Annotated in this window: 19 protein-coding genes and 4 tRNA genes; 15 read left to right on the plus strand and 8 right to left on the minus strand. The window is 54.0% G+C overall.

The window, feature by feature from the left end; translation table 11 throughout:
• Positions 1 to 19 precede the first annotated feature (19 nt).
• The 4 genes from rutD to rutA are packed head-to-tail and all read right to left on the minus strand — an operon-like array spanning position 20 to position 3,049.
• On the minus strand, positions 20 to 829 hold the full coding sequence (gene rutD, locus QSK07_RS10980) for a pyrimidine utilization protein D (protein WP_285720699.1): 810 nt from the start codon (positions 827 to 829) through the stop codon (positions 20 to 22).
• Positions 829 to 1,224, minus strand: coding sequence for a pyrimidine utilization protein C (gene rutC / locus QSK07_RS10985; RefSeq protein ID WP_285720698.1), 396 nt, complete (start codon positions 1,222 to 1,224; stop codon positions 829 to 831). The genes rutD and rutC overlap by 1 nt, the downstream gene beginning before the upstream one ends.
• A gap of 20 nt (positions 1,225 to 1,244) precedes the next feature.
• Positions 1,245 to 1,919 carry a pyrimidine utilization protein B gene (gene rutB, locus QSK07_RS10990; RefSeq protein WP_133116558.1) on the minus strand — a complete coding sequence of 225 codons (675 nt, stop codon included), beginning with the start codon at positions 1,917 to 1,919 and terminating at the stop codon, positions 1,245 to 1,247.
• 38 nt (positions 1,920 to 1,957) lie between these two features.
• The gene (gene rutA, locus QSK07_RS10995) at positions 1,958 to 3,049 is read right to left on the minus strand and encodes a pyrimidine utilization protein A (protein WP_098051014.1); all 1,092 of its coding nucleotides are present in this window, start codon (positions 3,047 to 3,049) and stop codon (positions 1,958 to 1,960) included.
• A 306-nt stretch (positions 3,050 to 3,355) separates the two neighbouring features.
• Here rutA and rutR point away from each other — a divergent pair, with 306 nt between their 5' ends.
• Positions 3,356 to 3,991: an HTH-type transcriptional regulator RutR gene (rutR, locus tag QSK07_RS11000; RefSeq protein ID WP_098051013.1), complete on the plus strand. Its 636-nt coding sequence runs from the start codon at positions 3,356 to 3,358 to the stop codon at positions 3,989 to 3,991.
• Positions 3,992 to 4,029: 38 nt separating this feature from the next.
• Positions 4,030 to 5,004, plus strand: a complete 975-nt coding sequence (locus tag QSK07_RS11005) for a metal-dependent hydrolase (protein ID WP_285720697.1) — start codon at positions 4,030 to 4,032, stop codon at positions 5,002 to 5,004.
• 47 nt (positions 5,005 to 5,051) lie between these two features.
• Here QSK07_RS11005 and cycA read toward each other — a convergent pair whose 3' ends face one another.
• The gene (gene cycA, locus QSK07_RS11010; protein WP_098051011.1) at positions 5,052 to 6,446 is read right to left on the minus strand and encodes a D-serine/D-alanine/glycine transporter; all 1,395 of its coding nucleotides are present in this window, start codon (positions 6,444 to 6,446) and stop codon (positions 5,052 to 5,054) included.
• Between the two features lie 286 nt (positions 6,447 to 6,732).
• On the opposite strand from cycA, the gene QSK07_RS11015 reads away from it, so the two are divergent.
• From QSK07_RS11015 to QSK07_RS11030, 4 genes are all read left to right on the plus strand, one after another.
• Positions 6,733 to 7,428 (plus strand): extensin-like domain-containing protein, encoded by a 696-nt coding sequence (locus QSK07_RS11015; RefSeq protein WP_098053167.1) that lies wholly within the window; start codon positions 6,733 to 6,735, stop codon positions 7,426 to 7,428.
• A gap of 914 nt (positions 7,429 to 8,342) precedes the next feature.
• Positions 8,343 to 8,477, plus strand: a complete 135-nt coding sequence (locus QSK07_RS11020) for a hypothetical protein (protein ID WP_275219742.1) — start codon at positions 8,343 to 8,345, stop codon at positions 8,475 to 8,477.
• A 138-nt stretch (positions 8,478 to 8,615) separates the two neighbouring features.
• Complete coding sequence (locus tag QSK07_RS11025; protein ID WP_285720696.1) at positions 8,616 to 9,338, plus strand: autoinducer binding domain-containing protein; 723 nt, start codon at positions 8,616 to 8,618, stop codon at positions 9,336 to 9,338.
• A gap of 122 nt (positions 9,339 to 9,460) precedes the next feature.
• A complete protein-coding gene (locus tag QSK07_RS11030) occupies positions 9,461 to 10,072 on the plus strand; it encodes an acyl-homoserine-lactone synthase (protein ID WP_098051009.1) in 612 nt (203 codons plus the stop codon).
• Positions 10,073 to 10,105: 33 nt separating this feature from the next.
• Here QSK07_RS11030 and QSK07_RS11035 read toward each other — a convergent pair whose 3' ends face one another.
• Positions 10,106 to 10,330 (minus strand): DUF2594 family protein, encoded by a 225-nt coding sequence (locus QSK07_RS11035; protein WP_003849983.1) that lies wholly within the window; start codon positions 10,328 to 10,330, stop codon positions 10,106 to 10,108.
• 431 nt (positions 10,331 to 10,761) lie between these two features.
• Between QSK07_RS11035 and uvrY the strand changes: the two genes are divergently transcribed.
• The 6 genes from uvrY (at position 10,762) to QSK07_RS11065 (ending at position 14,303) form a co-directional block, all read left to right on the plus strand.
• Positions 10,762 to 11,421, plus strand: coding sequence for a UvrY/SirA/GacA family response regulator transcription factor (gene uvrY / locus QSK07_RS11040; protein ID WP_013357383.1), 660 nt, complete (start codon positions 10,762 to 10,764; stop codon positions 11,419 to 11,421).
• Positions 11,414 to 13,246: an excinuclease ABC subunit UvrC gene (gene uvrC, locus QSK07_RS11045; RefSeq protein ID WP_285720695.1), complete on the plus strand. Its 1,833-nt coding sequence runs from the start codon at positions 11,414 to 11,416 to the stop codon at positions 13,244 to 13,246. The genes uvrY and uvrC overlap by 8 nt, the downstream gene beginning before the upstream one ends.
• 69 nt (positions 13,247 to 13,315) lie before the next feature.
• Positions 13,316 to 13,864, plus strand: coding sequence for a CDP-diacylglycerol--glycerol-3-phosphate 3-phosphatidyltransferase (gene pgsA, locus QSK07_RS11050; RefSeq protein ID WP_098051007.1), 549 nt, complete (start codon positions 13,316 to 13,318; stop codon positions 13,862 to 13,864).
• Positions 13,865 to 14,016: 152 nt separating this feature from the next.
• Positions 14,017 to 14,092, plus strand: a tRNA-Gly gene (locus QSK07_RS11055).
• 40 nt (positions 14,093 to 14,132) lie between these two features.
• Positions 14,133 to 14,206 (plus strand) — tRNA-Cys (locus QSK07_RS11060).
• A 10-nt stretch (positions 14,207 to 14,216) separates the two neighbouring features.
• Positions 14,217 to 14,303: transfer RNA gene (locus QSK07_RS11065), tRNA-Leu, on the plus strand.
• A 132-nt stretch (positions 14,304 to 14,435) separates the two neighbouring features.
• On the opposite strand, the gene QSK07_RS11070 is transcribed toward QSK07_RS11065, so the two are convergent.
• The gene (locus QSK07_RS11070; protein WP_098051006.1) at positions 14,436 to 14,693 is read right to left on the minus strand and encodes a hypothetical protein; all 258 of its coding nucleotides are present in this window, start codon (positions 14,691 to 14,693) and stop codon (positions 14,436 to 14,438) included.
• A gap of 202 nt (positions 14,694 to 14,895) precedes the next feature.
• Between QSK07_RS11070 and QSK07_RS11075 the strand changes: the two genes are divergently transcribed.
• From QSK07_RS11075 to QSK07_RS11085, 3 genes are all read left to right on the plus strand, one after another.
• Positions 14,896 to 14,968, plus strand: a tRNA-Lys gene (locus QSK07_RS11075).
• A 164-nt stretch (positions 14,969 to 15,132) separates the two neighbouring features.
• The gene (locus tag QSK07_RS11080) at positions 15,133 to 15,978 is read left to right on the plus strand and encodes a substrate-binding domain-containing protein (RefSeq protein WP_285720694.1); all 846 of its coding nucleotides are present in this window, start codon (positions 15,133 to 15,135) and stop codon (positions 15,976 to 15,978) included.
• A 363-nt stretch (positions 15,979 to 16,341) separates the two neighbouring features.
• Positions 16,342 to 16,542 carry a DUF6404 family protein gene (locus tag QSK07_RS11085; RefSeq protein WP_098051004.1) on the plus strand — a complete coding sequence of 67 codons (201 nt, stop codon included), beginning with the start codon at positions 16,342 to 16,344 and terminating at the stop codon, positions 16,540 to 16,542.
• Between the two features lie 35 nt (positions 16,543 to 16,577).
• Here the strand turns inward: QSK07_RS11085 and QSK07_RS11090 are convergent, their stop codons facing one another.
• The gene (locus QSK07_RS11090; RefSeq protein ID WP_285720693.1) at positions 16,578 to 18,083 is read right to left on the minus strand and encodes a SulP family inorganic anion transporter; all 1,506 of its coding nucleotides are present in this window, start codon (positions 18,081 to 18,083) and stop codon (positions 16,578 to 16,580) included.
• Positions 18,084 to 18,196: the final 113 nt, after the last annotated feature.

Below are 18,196 nucleotides of genomic sequence, written 5' to 3' on the forward strand. Positions count from 1 at the left end.
AGTGTTCTCCACGAAAGGGTTATCCTGCGACGCGCTGCAGCGGCTGCACGTCATCCGTCTGATCCAGCCACTGCAGCAGCAGGGCATTAAAGTTGTCGGGGTCGGTGACGCTCATGGCGTGGCCACCCCAGGCCATTATCTCTTCAGTGGCGTTCGGAAGCGCCCCGGCCAGCGCCACTGAGCAGCGCCATGGCACCAGCAGATCGTCCTGGCTGGCGATGACCAGTACTGGTTGTGGAATGGCGGCAGCCCGTGCGCTGAAGTCAGCGCTCATCAGGGCGTGCAGTCGTCGCATCAGGTTTTCCATCCCCTGAAAATGCGTCACGTGATGGCTATCTTCCTGCTCCAGCCGTATCTGATGCTCTGCCATCCACTCAGCAGGATAGAGAAACAACGGCTGAGCACGGACGAAAGCCTCGACGCCGACATTGAGCAGCAGATCCTGCCGCACCTGAAAGCAGCGATGGGTATGCGGATGCAGCGTCAGCCAGCCGTTGATCACCACGATCCGTTCGAGCCGATCCGGATAATCCAGCGCCAGCTGCATCCCCATCAGACCGCCCAGCGCGTGACCGATCAGGCTGAAGCGCAGGATGCCGTGTTGCGCCAGCGCGTCGGCCAGCTCTGCCGCCATCATCGCCATGCTATAGCCTTCCGGTAAGCTTTCCGCACTGCGACCGGTGCCGCGCTGGTCATAGAGTACGACCCGATAGCGTGCCATCAGCGCCGCCAGCTGCGGTTGCCAGAAACCCGCCACGCCGCCCAGACCGGAAGAGAGCACCAGCGTCGGTGCCTCAGGATTCTGAAGACCCAGAATATCCAGCTGCATCAGGCCTCCGGCTTGCCGATATGCGCCACGCTGGCGATTTCAATCAGCGCGTCAGGCTTGACCAGTCCGCACTGAATGCAGAAACGGGCAGGCTTTTCACCGGGAAAGTATTCGGCGTAAACCTGATTTACCGCGGCGTAATTCGACCAGTCGGTGATAAAGATCGAGTTAAATGTCACATCGGCCATCGTGCCACCGGCGGTCTCAATCACCTTTTTAATCGTTTCCAGCACGTGACGGGTCTGCGCGGCGGCATCACCTACATGGACCACGTTGTTGTCACCATCAAACGGCAGCGTACCCGAGACATAGACCACACCATCCGCCAGCGTGCCTGGGACAAACGGGGCGATGGGTGTGGTGGTGCCTGGCGGCACAATAATACTTTTCGGCATAGCGACGTCCTCCTGGTGGGTTAGCGGGCATTCAGGCTTTCGCAGAAGGTATCGACATCCGATACCCAGCCAAAAAAGGTTTCGATATTGAACAACGCCGCCTGCTGAGCAAAGGGCGGGCCAGCCTGATAGGTGGCGTCTTCCAGCACCACGCCGAAATACTCCAGAAAGAAGCCATCACGCAAGGTCGATTCCACACAGACGTTGGTGGCGATGCCGGTGAAAATCAGATGACGGATCCCGCGACTGCGCAGCATGCTGTCGAGCGGGGTGTTAAAGAAGCCGCTGTAACGCGATTTTGGCAGTACGATGTCACCGGCTTGTGGCACCAGCTCATCGACCAGCGCGTAATCCCAGCCGCCTTTCGACAGCAGCGAGCCCTGAAGTTCGGGTCGTTTACGCATGGTTTTCAGCGCATTCGATTTGTGGAAGTTGGGGGAACCGGCATCACCGGCTTCAACGTAGTCACTGTCCCAGCCATTCTGAAACCAGATGATCTGCATGCCGGCCGCACGCGCCGCCGTTACAGCCTGATGGATCTTTGCAATCACCGGCTTGGTCGCGGAAACATCAAAGCCCGCCAGATCCAGGTAGCCCCCTTCAGTGGCGTAGGCGTTCTGCATATCCACCACAATCAGCGCCGTCTGGCCTGGCGGAAAGGCGATCGGCTCAGGACGAGCAGGCAGTTCAGCCAGCGGAACATCCGGCGTGTGGGCACAATAAACGGTATTCATCATGCCACCTCCTGCTGTGCGTCGAGCAGGGCGCTGCGACAGCCCATCAGCGGCTGAATGTGCTGACCGAAATTCTCAATACCTTCCAGGAAATCATCAAAGGTCAGCAGCACGCCGTGCGTACCCTCTACCTGCGCCACTTCATCCAGCATCCGCGCTACGTTTGCGTATGAACCCACCAGCGTGCCCATATTGATATTGACGGCTGAGGTCGGGTCCGCCATCTGGCGCACATTGGTGTCGCTGCCTGATTTGGTATCCTGCTGACTCTGGGTAGTGAGCCACGAGAGCGCCTCTTCATCCGCACCGGCTTTGTAGTGTTCCCACTTAGCCCGTGCCTCTTCATCTGTTTCGGCGGCAATGATCATAAACAGCACATAGGAGCCGACATCGCGGCCTGCTTTTTCTGCGGCCTGCTTCATGCGAATTGAAGTCGAACTGAACGCAGCTGGCGTATTCACACCTTTGCCGAAGCAGAAGTTGTAATCGGCGTGCTGAGCGGAGAAGGCCATACCGGCATCGCTCTGTCCGGCGCAGATCACCTTCATCGGACGCTGCGGCTGTGGGCTGACGCGGCAGTCGTTCATCGTGAAGAACTCACCTTTGAAGTCCGATTTTCCGGTGCCCCACAGGTCGCGCAGCACGGTAACGTACTCGGTCAGATAAGAATAACGGCTGCCAAAGTACTCATCGCCTGGCCACATTCCCATCTGTTCATATTCTGGTTTCTGCCAGCCGGTCACCAGATTAACGCCGAAACGACCGCCTGAAATGGAATCAATCGTGGATGCCATGCGCGCCACAATCGCCGGAGGCAGCGTCAGGGTGGCCGCGGTGGCGTAGATTTCGATACGTGAGGTGACGGCCGCCAGGCCCGCCATCAGGGTAAATGACTCCAGGTTATGATCCCAGAACTCTGTTTTTCCGCCGAAGCCGCGCAGTTTGATCATCGAGAGCGCAAAGTCGAAGTGGTAATGCTCTGCTTTCAGCACGATGGCTTTGTTCAGTTCAAAGGTCGGCATGTACTGCGGCGCGTTGGACGAAATCAGCCAGCCATTGTTACCAATCGGAATAAAGACGCCTATCTTCATGTGAAACCTCGTTGCGATGGGGGGAAGGTGTTTCACGCGCTGCACTGCATCCTGCCAGGTCCGTATAAGCTGCGCTCAGTCACAATTTTGCAAATGGTGTGCCACATTTTTTATTGTTATAAATAACAGACAGTTAAAATTAACCCAGAAGAGGTAAGTGGAGTAACCGGTCCATTTCGGACCATCTGGTCAAAATTCGCTGCACATTTTGCATGCAAGCTGAGCAAAAAAGGTGCAGGGCGCGGATTGGGCAGCGACTCATCCCTTTGCTATGATGCGCTGACACCAGAAGGATGAGGTAAATGTGTGAATAGCGATGAAAAAAAGCCAACGCGTCGTTCGCGTGCGGTGGCAGCGAAGCGGGCTGCCATACTGGAAGCGGCGTTAACCTTCTTCTCACAATTTGGCATTCACGGCACCAGCCTCGATAAGGTGGCCGAGCTGGCCGATGTCTCAAAAACCAACCTGCTCTACTATTTTCCCTCTAAAGAAGTGCTCTATGTGGCGGTGCTGAAACAGATTCTGGATGTCTGGCTGGCACCATTGCGCGCGCTGGCGCACGATCAGGATCCGCTGGTGGCCATCCGGCGTTACATCCGGCTAAAGCTGGAAGTGTCACGCGATCATCCTCAGGCTTCTCGTCTGTTCTGCCTGGAGATGCTGCAGGGCGCACCTTTGCTGAAAGGGGAACTGGCAGGCGACCTCAAGCAACTGGTGGACGAGAAAGCGACTATTATTGAACGCTGGATTGATGAAGGACGGCTGGCGGGCGTACAGCCACAGCACCTGATCTTTATGCTGTGGGCTACCACGCAACATTACGCCGACTTTGCCACCCAGGTTGAGGCCGTGACCGGTCAGACACTCAGCGATCCGGCGTTTTTCGATCAGACCGTCGAAAACGTCCAGCGCATGATCATTGAAGGGATTCGCGTACGCTAATTCAGCACACATTCACAATTCGGTGACGGAGTGAATCAATGGATTCTGTTTCGCAGTTGGTGTTGGGGGCTTCGGTCAGTGTTGCGGTGATGGGACGTCGGGTACCAATCTGGCAGGCTGCGCTGGTGGGGGGTGTCTGCGGCACCTTACCCGATCTGGATGTGTTTATTGACCATGGTGATGCGATACGCAACATGACGCTGCATCGTACGGAAACACATGCGCTGCTCTGGCTTACGCTGATCTCACCTCTGATGGCGTGGGGGATTGCAGGACTCTTTCGTCAGCGGGTGAAGTGGGCGGTGTGGTGGCCCGCGATCTGGCTGGCGCTGATTACCCATCCGCTGCTTGATTTAATGACGGTGTATGGGACCCAGCTTGGGCTGCCGATCACCGATTATCCCTATGCCATCGGCAGTATTTATATCGTCGATCCCCTCTATACGCTGCCGTTGCTGATAGGGCTGGGCGCGGCGCTCTGGCGTCGTGGCGAAAAGGGGCTGCGCGGTAACCGGATCGGCCTGGCGCTGAGTACGCTTTATCTGGTCTGGAGTGTGGTGATTCAGGGCGTAGCAGGCTGGCAGATTCGTGATTCGCTGACGGCGCAGGGCATTGCGGCCAATAAAGTCCTGGTGACACCCACAGCCTTTAATACGCTGGTCTGGCGCAGCGTGATTATGACGCCGGATCGCTACGGCGAAGCCTACTGGTCGCTGTTGTCGCCCTCGCGTCCGCTGCAGGTGGCGTGGTATCCGCGACATCCTGAACTGTTCGACGCCTTCCGGGGCAGCTGGTATGCAGAACGTGTCGCCTGGTTCAGCCACGGCTTCTACGCGTTGCGTGAGCAGGATGGGCAGACCACGGTAGCCGACCTGCGCATGGGCGAAGGCGATAACTATACCTTCACCTTTGGCCTGGGCACGCCTCAGCAGCCCGATTCGCGGCCGCAGCGCTTACCTTATGAACGCCCCACGTTGTCCGCCCTTTTCTCTGCGCTGGGTGAACGGCTGTAAAAAAAAAGCCCGGTCAGGTGACCGGGCTTTTTACATGCCGTCAGCGATTAGCGGCTGCGGCGATAACGCAACGTCCAGCCCACACCCAGCAGCACAAACCAGAGAGGCGTGACCATCAGCGCCTGGCGCGTATCTTCCTGCAGCGTCAGCAGCACCAGCACAAACGCAAAGAAGGCCATGCAGACCCAGCACATGAATTTGCCCAGTGGCATCTTAAAGGCCGATCTGGCATGGCGCTCAGGATGCTTTTTACGGTAAGCCAGATAGCTGCACAGAATGATGGTCCAGACGAACATAAACAGAATAGCTGAAACGGTGGTCACCAGCGTAAAGACCTTCATCACATCCGGGATCAGGTAGATCAACGCCACACCAAGCAGCAGACACAGGCAGGAGAAAAACAGACCGGTAGTCGGGACCGCACGGGCAGAGAGACGACCAAACGCGCGACTCGCGACGCCCTGCTGCGACAGGCCATAGAGCATACGGCTGGTGGAGAAGATGCCGCTGTTGGCTGAAGAGGCGGCAGAGGTCAGCACGACAAAGTTAACGATACTCGCCGCAGCAGGCAGGCCAATCAGCACGAACATCTCGACAAACGGACTGCGGTCGGCCATGACCTGGGTCCACGGCGTCACCGCCATGATCACCATCAGCGCCAGCACATAAAACATAATGACGCGCAGCGGAATCGCGTTAATTGCGCGCGGTAAGACTTTATGTGGATCGTGGGTTTCAGCCGCTGCCGTTCCGACCAGTTCAATGCCGACAAAGGCAAACACCGCAATCTGGAATCCGGCAAAGAAACCGCTGAGTCCTTTCGGGAACATTCCGCCATGATCCCAGATGTTGCTCAGCGCCGCGGTGCCACCGCCGGGTGAAGGGTAGTGAATCGATACCAGTACAATCCCGGTGACGATCAGCGCGACAATGGCGACGATTTTGATTATCGCGAACCAGAACTCCATCTCACCGAACAGCTTAACCGTAGCGATGTTCAGCGCCAGAAAAACCACCACGCAGAGCAGGGCGCTCATCCAGACCGAGAAGCCCGGGAACCAGAGCTGGAAATAGGCGCTGATAGCCACGACGTCAGCGATGCCGGTTACCACCCAGCAGAACCAGTACGTCCAGCCGGTAAAATAGCCCGCCCACGGTCCAAGCAGATCCGCGGCAAAATCGCTGAAAGACTTGTACTCAAGGTTGGAGAGCAGCAGCTCTCCCATGGCACGCATTACGAAGAACAGCATAAAGCCGATGATCATATAGACGAAAATGATCGAGGGACCAGCCAGACTGATGGTTTTACCGGAACCCATAAAGAGGCCGGTACCGATAGCACCCCCTATGGCGATCAGCTGAATATGGCGATTATGCAGGTTGCGCTGTAGCTTGTCGGGCGCGTCGTGAGCGCGTGCGGTTTCTTTAGATTGATCAACCATAGAATCGTCTTTCCTGTCTTGATGTTGTGTCAGCTCTGCTGGCTGTTAGTAAACGCGTCTGCCCAAGGGGCAGGTGGGCATAAGATAGAGGAAGAGGGCCGGAATCGGGTAACGCTTTTTTATCAATTGTGCAGCCTGACGCTCCGTAAGCCGTAATCACGGACGGTTTCGTTCAATCCTGCGTCAGTATGGGTAATTATTCATCACGTTCTGTCAGGCAGACGGCGTGAAACGGAATGTGCTTCTACACTTTTTATTTATTAATCATTATGCTGCAAAGGGAATTATGCGCACGCTTATCCTGTTTCTGCTGTTAATTGCGCTGGGATGGGTCAGCTTACCCTGGCTTAAGCAGCATCTCCCGCCGCAGTTCAATCCCTTTACACCGCTCTCCGTCACCGATCCTCCAGGCTGGATGACGCAGATAAAGATGAAAAGGCTGACCCAGGATCCCGACGAATGTCTGGCGGTGATGCGTCGTGCCCAACAGGCGGGCTGGGTCAGTTTCAGCGAGCGTCCGGCCGTTACGGGCAACTGCCCGATCGGCCACCCGCTGCGAATTCAGAAATTTGGCCCGGTCAGCCTCAGCAGCAGCTTTCTCGCCAGCTGTCCAATGGCGGTCGCCAGCACCATGTATGCCCTGCGCAGTCGGGACCAGATCGCCCGGGATATGCACAGTCCACTGGTACGAATTACCCATGTCGGCAGCTATGCCTGTCGTAATATTTATCACCGCGCAGAGGGGCGGCTCAGTGAGCATGCCACCGCCGATGCCTGGGATGTGACTGGCTTCCAGCTGGCTGATGGCCAGCGGCTTGAGGTCAGTCGTCACTGGCAACAGCCAGAAGAGAAAGCGGCTATGCTGCACACGCTGTGGCGTGGTGGCTGTGACGTATTCGGCAATGCGCTGGGGCCGGACTACAACGCCGCGCACGCCTCACATTTTCATCTGGGTATGCGTGGCGCGGGCTACTGCCGATAAATCATCAGGCAGGATTAATACCATGTTTGATTGAGAATTAAACAGCCGGTAAGGGAAAAACTAATCCAGTTATCATCGTCAGCGCGGACACTCCTGGCAATGAACCAGCAGTAAATCAGAAGGCTAATCAGGCAGTATTTTTCAGGTCCATAATTTACAACAGGAAAGTGCTCATCGATGCAGTCAGAATTTAAATTTCGTCATCTCATCTGAACAGTGCCAGCAACGTCAGTATGAAATTAATTCACGATGCTGCAACGTGAATTAAGGGAAATTAATTGTATCGATAAAGCATGCAGCATCAAATAACAATCGGGGATTTACCCGTTGCAATTTTTTTCAGTGATTTGGTTGCGTGACTATCGGTAAAGTGATTTTCATGACTAAAATAGAGTTAGTGTTGAGCGTATTGCTGCCATAACGTACTGTCAGCATAAATAGTGATCTATGCCACATATTGCTTTCAGGCAGAAGATAAATAAAGCTGATTTTTTTTAACGCGGCGCTTTTGGTTCAGATTAATCGCAGTCAAAAAACTGCTTAGAGGCAGAGCGGTTCGATTCGTCCGCTAGTCAACGCAGTCAGGCAGGATTTTCGCAGAATATTGTTATTACAAAGCCTTTCGTTACGCCAGTCGGGCAGCAACGGCAAGAGGAGCAGAATCAGCATCGACAGGCCGCAGGTGCAGTCTGTGAACCGGTTACCTTTTCCGGATTGGGAGGCGCGTGCTGCAGTGTAGAGGAAATCATCACAGGAGTGCGGCATCGCCTGAAGAGCCGATCTTATTTCCCGATAAAAAATATGTTAGCAGTTTTCGGCTGCCGCTTCGCTTATTGAGACGTAATTAACGCTTTGTTTACGCATTATTTACTGAATGTCTTGTAGACCGATTCAATATTTCCAGCAGCTCTTCGATGGCTGAGATAAAATTCAACTCAACGGCAGGTATTGAATTTCTATCAGAAAAATCTTATTCTCCTGAGGTGATTGAAATTGCCGTGGCCGGCCTCACATTACAGGGGCAGGGGCATTTTTTCACTCCGTCATAACGGTGAAGGACTTTATGCGCTGCAGAGGGTGAGGGGTTCACCTCAACGATAAATTAATTTTCTGCTGTTAATTTAATTTATCCGATGAATCCGAATGAATATTACCGGAAGGACGAGTGAAATTAACGCTGAGGCAATATGAGTACTGAAAACTATTTCGCCTGGCGAAGTGAGGTGAAAGAAAAATTTCAGGCATTAACGGCTTCTTCTGAGTTGAAGACGTTATTGCAACAGTTTACTGAATCATTAGGCTTCGATTATTTTGCCTTTTTGATTCAGCATCCGGTGCCATTTACCCGGCCGCGTATTCATTTACATAGCTCCTATCCCAAATTATGGGTTAAACGGTATGAGAAGCAGAATTATTATGCTGTCGACCCGGTGCTTACATTGTGTCAGCGACCGGGCAGAGGGATGGCATGGATTGAGGAACAGTTCGCTGACGCCGGCAATCTTTGGCATGAGGCGAGAGAATATGGGCTGCAGAGCGGATTTTCTTGCTCCGCAATGGCACCGAATCGCGTCATTGGTATATTATCTATATCGTCGCAACAGCCCATTTCTGTCCAGCTCCGCCATGCTGAGCTGGAGGTTAAACTACACCTTTTAGCGGAACTAAGCCTGGATACGCTGGAGCGCTTTAGTGATGATGCAATGATGGTACTAAAAAAAGCGTTTAGTCAGCGCGAGCTGGAAATTCTGAAATGGACAGCCGAAGGAAAAACGGCGGTCGAAATTTCACTTATTTTATCCATCTCTGAACATACCGTTAACTTTCACCAGAAAAATATGCAAAAGCGTTTCAATGTTTCCAATAAAACGCAGATTGCCTGCTACGCAGCGGCAATCGGACTGATTTGAACATAACACAACTGCTACATTTGGCAGTTCCTTTGTTCAGGTCTGTTGTCTACCCTGCGCCGGGGCTTTGCCAGGCTGGCGCAAAGAAATCATTGCAAACATGGGGATGTCAGAGGCGCATGATGAAAATAGTGCAAACGCAATTAAAGGATATGCCATCCTCTTTGCTTGCCGAACTCGGCAGCTACCGTTATAGCGTTTTTGCGCGCGGCGAAGGGTGGTCAATACCTCCACGCCTGAGCACGCCAGGCCAGGAATATGATCGCTACGATCGTTCAGATGTCACCTGGCTAATTGCATGGAATGCGCGCGAGGGCATCAGTGGTTGCGCGCGTCTGATGCCCTGGTTCGAACCTGAGCAGAGTGAAGGCATTGTGTTGCCTTTCAGCCATGAGAAAGTGTGGGAGATGTCGCGCTTCTCGGCACGGCTGGAAGTCGACGCGGAACTCCCGCTGAACATTCTCTGGCACGCGGTACAGCTGGCAGAGCTGAACGGCATGGAATACATCATCAGTTCGGCAACGCCGATGCTGGAGAAGATGTTTGAGGAGCATGGTGTGGTGTATGAGCCACTTACGCCGGGCCTCATTCTGTCAGAAGATAATCTGTTTGCGATCCGTATTCCGGTAATTCAGCCCGCTCTGGCAGAGAAATATCGTGGAACACGTCGTTTCAGCCCGGAAGAGGTGCTGCCAACGCTGGGCGTGTCTGTCAACTGGCAGGCACACAGTTAGCGTATTTGCCCCCGCTGCTGGGGGCAAAAAAGCTTACTGACGGTAGGCTGTTTTGATCTGTTTGATGGTATTGCTGAACACTTCCGCCTGAGGCTTATCGCCCAGTGTCTGCACATAGCGTTCCATGTTAATAATTACTTTTCCGGCATCAGCCTGCCCCATACCTTTCAGAATCAGGGTGATCATCATCTTCAGGCCTGCGATTTCATCCGCTAATTTCCGGGCTTCCTGGGAAGTTGCAAAATCTTCATCGCTCATGCGTTTCTCCTTGGTGAATGAAAACGTGTCGGCAATTTGTCCGAACAGCAGTGCGTGAGTATATCACAGGGGCAGTAAGTTGCTGAGACGGCCACTTCGCTTCACCTTCAAAGGCTGGTTTGTCCAGTACAACTAATCAATCTCTGAAAGTAATCACCGGCTTCACCGACTCAGCAGTCCTGAGGATATACGGCACTAAACCTTAAGGTGATTTGGGGTTAATTAACTGAAAAGAATATAATTTATTGGTTCTTTCGTGGTCCATTCTTTTATCATAAACGCCGGTTGATCTCTCCCGGATGAGCGTGACAGCAGTCATGTAATGCTTACACTGTTTTGCTTTGTTGATGTGCTTTTGAGGTGAAAGCGGGTATGATTGATGCCTGAAATCGTGAATCACTTCTTCTTTTTTAGCCTCTGGAGTTTCCCCGTTGATCAGTGTGCTTCTTGTTGATGACCATGAACTTGTCCGTGCGGGTATCCGGCGCATCCTGGAGGATGTGAAAGGTCTGGCCGTGGTCGGAGAGGTCAACTGTGGAGAGGATGCCGCCAGATGGTGCCGTGCCAATCAGGTTGATGTGATCCTCATGGACATGAATATGCCGGGGATCGGCGGACTGGAGGCGACGCGCAAAATCGTGCGTTATAATCCTGATATTAAAATTATCATGCTGACCATTCACACGGAAAATCCGCTGCCTGCTAAGGTTATGCAGGCGGGTGCAGCAGGTTACCTTAGTAAAGGGGCTGCGCCACAGGAAGTGATTAATGCGATTCGCTCGGTAAATGCCGGTCAGCGCTACATTGCGTCAGACATCGCTCAGCAGATGGCGCTAAGCCAGATTGAGCCGCAAAAAGCGGAATCGCCCTTTAGCTGTTTGTCGGAAAGGGAATTGCAGATTATGCTGATGATCACCCGGGGACAAAAGGTGACGGAAATTTCCGAGCAGTTGAATCTCAGTCCTAAAACCGTTAACAGTTACCGCTACCGGATGTTCAGTAAGCTGAATATCAGTGGCGATGTAGAGTTAACGCATCTGGCCATTCGACATGGCCTCTATAATGCGGAGCCGTTAATCAGTAGTGAATGACGTTTTTAATTCTAAAGCCTTTCTGAGTACGGTAACCAGCAAACCCGGTGTTTACCGCATGTATGACGCCTCAGGCACCGTCATCTATGTGGGCAAAGCCAAAGACCTGAAGAAGCGTCTCACCAGCTACTTCCGCACCCAGGTCGGCAGCCGCAAAACCGAAGCGCTTGTCAGCAATATCCAGCACATCGATGTCACCGTTACCCACACCGAAACCGAAGCGCTGCTGCTTGAGCATAACTACATTAAGCTCTATCAGCCGCGCTATAACGTACTGCTGCGCGACGATAAATCATATCCCTACATTTTTCTTAGCAGCGATACCCATCCGCGGCTGGCGATGCACCGTGGCGCAAAGCATGCCAAAGGCGAATACTTTGGCCCATTCCCCAACGGTTATGCAGTGCGGGAAACGCTGGGCCTGCTACAAAAAGTCTTTCCTGTTCGTCAGTGTGAAAACAGTGTCTACCGCAATCGCTCCCGGCCCTGTCTGCAATATCAGATTGGTCGCTGTCTTGGTCCCTGTGTCGCGGGCCTGGTCAGTGAAGAGGAGTATGCGCAGCAGACTGATTACGTGCGCCTGTTTTTAGCCGGGAAAGACGATCAGGTTCTCAATCAGCTGGTCAAACGCATGGAAGAGGCGAGCATTGGCCTGCGCTTCGAAGAAGCGGCACGACTGCGCGATCAGATTCAGGCTGTACGCCGCATCACCGAAAAGCAGTTTGTCTCCAATCAGGGTGATGACCTGGATGTGATGGGGGTGGCTTATGAAGCAGGCATGGCCTGTCTTCACGTGCTGTTTATTCGTCAGGGCAAAGTGTTGGGCAGCCGCAGCTACTTCCCGAAAGTGCCAGTGGATACCGACCTGGCTGAAGTGGTTCAGACCTTTGTCGGGCAGTTCTATCTGCAGGGCAGCGAGGCACGCACGCTGCCGGGTGATATTCTGCTGGACTTTATCCTGCCGGAACGCGAGCTGCTGGCGGAGTCGCTCAGTACACTGGCAGGACGCCGGGTAAATATCCAGAGCAAGCCGCGCGGTGACCGCGCCCGCTATCTTAAGCTGGCGCGCACTAACGCCGCGACGGCATTAACCACGCGTCTGTCGCAGCACTCAACGATTCATCAGCGGCTGATGGCGCTGGCAGAGTTTCTTGAGCTTGACCGGATCACGCGCATGGAGTGTTTCGATATCAGCCATACCATGGGTGAGCAGACCATCGCCTCCTGTGTGGTGTTCGACCAGAATGGCCCGCTGCGTGCTGACTATCGCCGCTATAACATCACCGGCATTACGCCGGGCGATGATTACGCTGCCATGAATCAGGTGTTACGACGCCGGTATGGTAAAGCGATTGAAGAAGATAAAATCCCGGATGTGATACTGATCGATGGCGGTAAAGGCCAGCTCTCTCAGGCGAAGCAGGTTTTCGCGGAGCTGGATGTGCCCTGGGACAAAAACCGGCCCATTTTACTCGGTGTCGCCAAAGGCAGCGACCGTAAAGCCGGACTGGAAACGCTGTTCTTTGAGGCGGAAGGTGAGGGTGTTTCGCTGCCCCCGGATGCGCCAGCATTGCATGTGATTCAGCACATTCGTGATGACGCTCACAATCATGCCATTTCAGGTCATCGTAAAAAACGAGCCAAAGTAAAAAACACCAGCGCACTGGAAAGCATCGAAGGAGTAGGGCCAAAACGGCGTCAGCAACTGCTTAAGTACATGGGGGGCCTGCAGCCGCTGATGAATGCGTCAGTGGAGGAGATCGCCAATGTCCCTGGCATCTCACACGCGCTGGCAGAAAAAATATACTACTCGTTGAAACACTAGCATTGAAACAGGGGGGGCAATGTAGGAACATAGGCTAAATTTTACCTATATCCAGACAGTTACCGGCATATGCAATTAAACATCCCGACGTGTCTCACCCTGTTTCGAGTCGTGCTCATTCCGTTCTTTGTGCTGGCTTTCTATCTGCCGTTCACCTGGGCGCCGCTGGCCACCGCACTGATTTTCGTCATTGCTGCCATCACCGACTGGTTTGATGGCTTTCTGGCACGCCGCTGGAAGCAGACAACGCGCTTTGGTGCGTTTCTCGATCCGGTAGCGGATAAAGTGATGGTGGCGATTGCGCTGGTGCTGGTGGCGGAATATTTCCACGCCTGGTGGATTACACTGCCTGCAGCCACCATGATTGCCCGCGAGATCATTATCTCTGCGCTGCGTGAATGGATGGCGGAGATTGGCAAACGCAGCAGCGTGTCGGTTTCCTGGATAGGTAAAGTGAAAACCACCGCTCAGATGTTCTCACTGTTTGCCTTACTGTGGCGTCCTGATGCCACCGTTGTGGCGGTTGGCGTAGTCGCGTTGTACATTGCTGCAGTACTGACTTTCTGGTCTATGTTCCAGTATCTAAGCGCCGCGCGCGGCGATCTGCTCGAACCGTGATCGATACGATTCAAAAAGCAGCAAACGGATACGCTGTGAGGATAATTTTATTGACTCATTGCGTCATCTAAGTAGAATGCAACGCATCGAACGGCAGCCAGGCTGCCAGAAGATAAATAAAATCAGCAGGTTCGACGAAATTGCTGAAAATTGCGGGAATAGCTCAGTTGGTAGAGCACGACCTTGCCAAGGTCGGGGTCGCGAGTTCGAGTCTCGTTTCCCGCTCCAGATTCGCAGGTCAGGTTAGCCTGACGGCACATCAGTTTAAGGCGCGTTGGCAGAGTGGCTATGCAGCGGATTGCAAATCCGTGTACCTCGGTTCGACTCCGGGACGCGCCTCCAGTTACACCCTGCCCGGGTGGTGAAATCGGTAGACACAAGGGATTTAAAATCCCTCGGCTGTAAGGCTGTGCGGGTTCAAGTCCCGCCCCGGGCACCATATTTCTGCCGCAGAAAAAGAATAAAACAAAGTAATATGCAGTAATGTCGTAACCGCCCAGGGGCGGTTTTTTTGTATCTGTTATCTGGCGTGACGGTGACGAAAACATCCGGCTGGCGGTATTAATCGCTGTCAGTCGCGCGAGCTGAACACCAGTTCATCATCCGTATCACTTACCAGCACCATTCGTTGCGCCTCTCCACTGGATGAAACAAAGGTCACTTCATGCCCGATGCTGATAGCATCGAATGCATCTGTTGGCTGCGACTGCTTCTGGATCTCCAGAACCATCCGCGAGGCAAAGGGTTTGTCATTGACTCTATCCAGACGATAGTTGGCGGTAAAACTCAGTTCGGGCTGATCAACCACATAAAATTGTCCTGAAGGCATGGTCCTGACCTCTGTGTCGTGTTGGCCATATGTCCCGGGCGGGACAGGTTGCCTGAAATTTAAGGTTAGCGGAATAATCAATGTCTGCAGGTGCCAGCGCCTGGTTTATGCACCGATTGTTGAATAAACATGCCGCTTGCGCTTGTCAGTTCTTAAAGGAGTACTAACCTTGTTCACATTGCGCGCTTTCCTGGCAAACTTTTCGGGCATGGTATAAAGGTATTACTGCAACTCTTAATGGGTTGACGATGCGGGTTCAATTCCTGCTGCCCGGTCCCTCTCTCGCCTCTTTCTGACGCCTGCTGCTCTGATATCGCAAACTCAATTACATTTGATTTCACTCATTTTTGCGGCCTGCATCGAACTCTGTAACCTGTTGAAACGCCCTGGCTTATCGTAAAGTGGAGGATTGTTTGCCGTCTCAGAGAAGTTAACGCCAATGAGTACATCTTCTATTCCTGATTCAACGGAACCGGCTTTACCCCCAATTATCGGCGTTGTCGCCAGCCAGCTGCACAATCCCTTTCAACAGAAAATACTGGATGAGGTCACGCGCCAGTTCAATGCGCGCGGGATTATCACGGTGCTGCTGAATGCCGAAACCGACGTCGCGCTGACAGCACTTATCCAGCAGGCGACACCCCTTGCGCTGCGGGGTTTGCTGCTATTACCCGGAAACAAGGCCATCAGTGCCTGTAATCTGCCGGTGCTGGAGATAAACGCAGAACCTGAATGGCAGGCGGATGCGCTGCGGGCAGGCGAGGTAACCGCAGCGCTACTGCTCGCGCAGGGGCATCAGCGGTTTGGCTTTTTGCAGATCCAGCCCGGTGACATGGCGCAGAAGCAGAGCTACTGCACCACATTACAGGCGGCGGGCATGACGCTGGATGCAGAACTCACTGCTGGCGCTGACGACCGTGATGGCGCTTATCAGGCGATGATGCAGTATCTGAAAAAGACCCGTGCTGCTGAGCGCATTCAGGCACTTTTCTGTGAAAGCGATCTGCTGGCGTTTGGTGCGATACAGGCAGTACGCGATTTTGGTCAGGGTACGCATCTGGCGGTGGCAGGATTCGGTGACAGTGAGGAAGCCCGCAGTCCGACCTGGCATCTTACCAGCTGGTCACCTGACGTCAGACAGATCACTGGCCGCGCATTAGATCGCTGGCTGGGGCAGCAGGCAGAAAATAGCGGTGAAGAGGGGCAATTACAGCAGCGTCACTCTCATTCTGGCAAAGTCATTCCGGGTGAGATGTCAGCCTGCGGCTGCGCCTTCCGGCACTAGCCAGTCTGCAAGACAGGCTGGCCTGAACCCTATTATCCCTGCGGTTGTCCTGCCGGATCGACACCTCCCGGCGCGCCAACCGGCTGCTGTCAGCCTGGCGGTGGCGGGGCACAGGCGGTGAGGGTAGCAAGAATAGTCAGCGTCGATAACAGATAAGCCGTACGTTTCATCGTAATTCTCTGATCAGGTAAGCGAAACGTAAAGTATAGAGAATCGCCAAAAAATCGCGCAGTCAGCATTGAGCGCCCGCGGCGTAGCGTAAATTAATGGCGATTATTTGAGACGCCTCTCAACTCCTGTAAGCCGGGAATGCGTTGCGGGCAGGAGCACGCTAAGGTAGCGCTTCATTTAAGAGGAGTCGTTATGAATGGCATGATGAAGTTCGTCCGCGGCTGGCTGGTGTTCTCTGTTCTGTGGGGCGTATTCATGTGGTTTATGTCATGGCAGCAGCAGGGCAGGGAGCCTGGTCTGGCGGTTCTGACAAGTCTCTACGCCGGTTTAATCTATCAGGCGCTGATGACGATGGTGGGCCGTTACCGGGCGCGCCGACAACAGGCTGAGTAAACTCTGCTGCCGGAGAGGCAGCAGAACGCACCCTCTTAGCCAAAATTACCGGTCAGGCGCTGATGGAAATCAGTACTGCGAGGATCCAGCCCCTCAATGGTCACCTCTGCACCATAACGCTGATAGCGATACTCAATGCCATCCAGTGCCGCGACGCTGGATGCATCCCAGATTTGTGCGTGCGTTAAATCGATCGTCACTTTTTTCGGGTCATGGGCATAATCGAAATGCTCAAACAGATCGTTGCTGCTGGCAAAGAATAGCGGACCACGCACCACATAGCGTACTGACCTGCCATCGTCGCTCAGCTGGCGTTCCGCATGGATAACGTGCGCAATACGACGGGCAAACAGCAGCATCGCGAGGATCACCCCAGCCAGCACGCCCAGCGCCAGATTACCTGTCCAGACCGTGACTGCCACCGTCAGCACCATAATCAGCGTCTCTGACCACGGCATACGTTTCAGGGTAGCGGGCTGCAGGCTATGCCAGTTAACGGTTTTCACCGCCACCACCATCATGATCCCGGCCAGCACCACCATCGGGATTTGCGCCATAATCTGGCTGAGTCCGGTCACCAGTAACAGCAGCACCAGACCGGCGGCCAGGGTGGAGACACGGCTGCGCGCCCGGCCCAGCTCAACGTTAACAATCGTCTGACCTATCATTGCGCACCCGGCGATGCCGCCATAAAAACCGGCAAAAATATTTGCAACCCCAAGTCCCCAGGCTTCACGTCGCTTACTGGAGGGAGTATCGGTCAGGTCATCAACCAGTTTGGCGGTCAGCAATGACTCCATCAGTCCGACAAAGGCGATGCTCAGTGCAGTGGGCCAGATAATCTGCAGGGTCTGCAGGTTAAGCGGCACCAGCAGATTGTTAAAACCGGGCAGGCCGGGACTCATTGGCCCTTCATCGCCCACGTTCGGCATGCGATAACCCATTAACAGTGCGACCGCAGTCACCACCACAATGGCGACCAGCGGAGAAGGAACACTCTTTAACAGACGCGGCAACAACAGCACGATAACCAGGGTGACGGCAAAGAAGATCCAGACCAGGGATGACTGACCCCAGACGTGCGGCACCTGAGCAAAGAAAATCAGTACGCCAAGTGCATTCACAAATCCCAGCATGACCGAGCGGGGGATATAGCGCATCATGCGCGCCAGACCCGCCGCACCAAACAGAATCTGAATCACACCGCCCATCACCACTGCCGGCAGAATATATTCAACACCGTACAGATGGACCATCGGCCCGATCACCAGCGCCACGGAACCTGCCGCTGCCGTGACCATTGCCGGACGACCACCCAGTATCGACAGCGTCAGGCAGAGTACCACCGAGGCGACCAGACTGACTTTTGGATCGACACCGGCAATTACGGAAAAGGAGATCACTTCAGGGATCAGCGCCAGCGCGGTAATCACACCGGCCAGGCATTCACGGGTCAGTAGCGCAGGCGAACGCAGAACGCGCCCCACACTGATATCGTCCGCCACAACGTCGGTTGCGGCAACATCATTAGTCTGAGTCATAAAGTTTTACAGGCTCTTTAATTGTTTTGCTCCCGCGCGAGGGGCGGGAAAATTGGGATAATGGTGAGGGGCAGATAGTACCGGGCGACTGGCAAAGATGCCAGAAAAAGGCG

This window comes from Pantoea sp. QMID4, from assembly GCF_030270445.1.
Lineage (GTDB): Bacteria > Pseudomonadota > Gammaproteobacteria > Enterobacterales > Enterobacteriaceae > Pantoea > Pantoea vagans.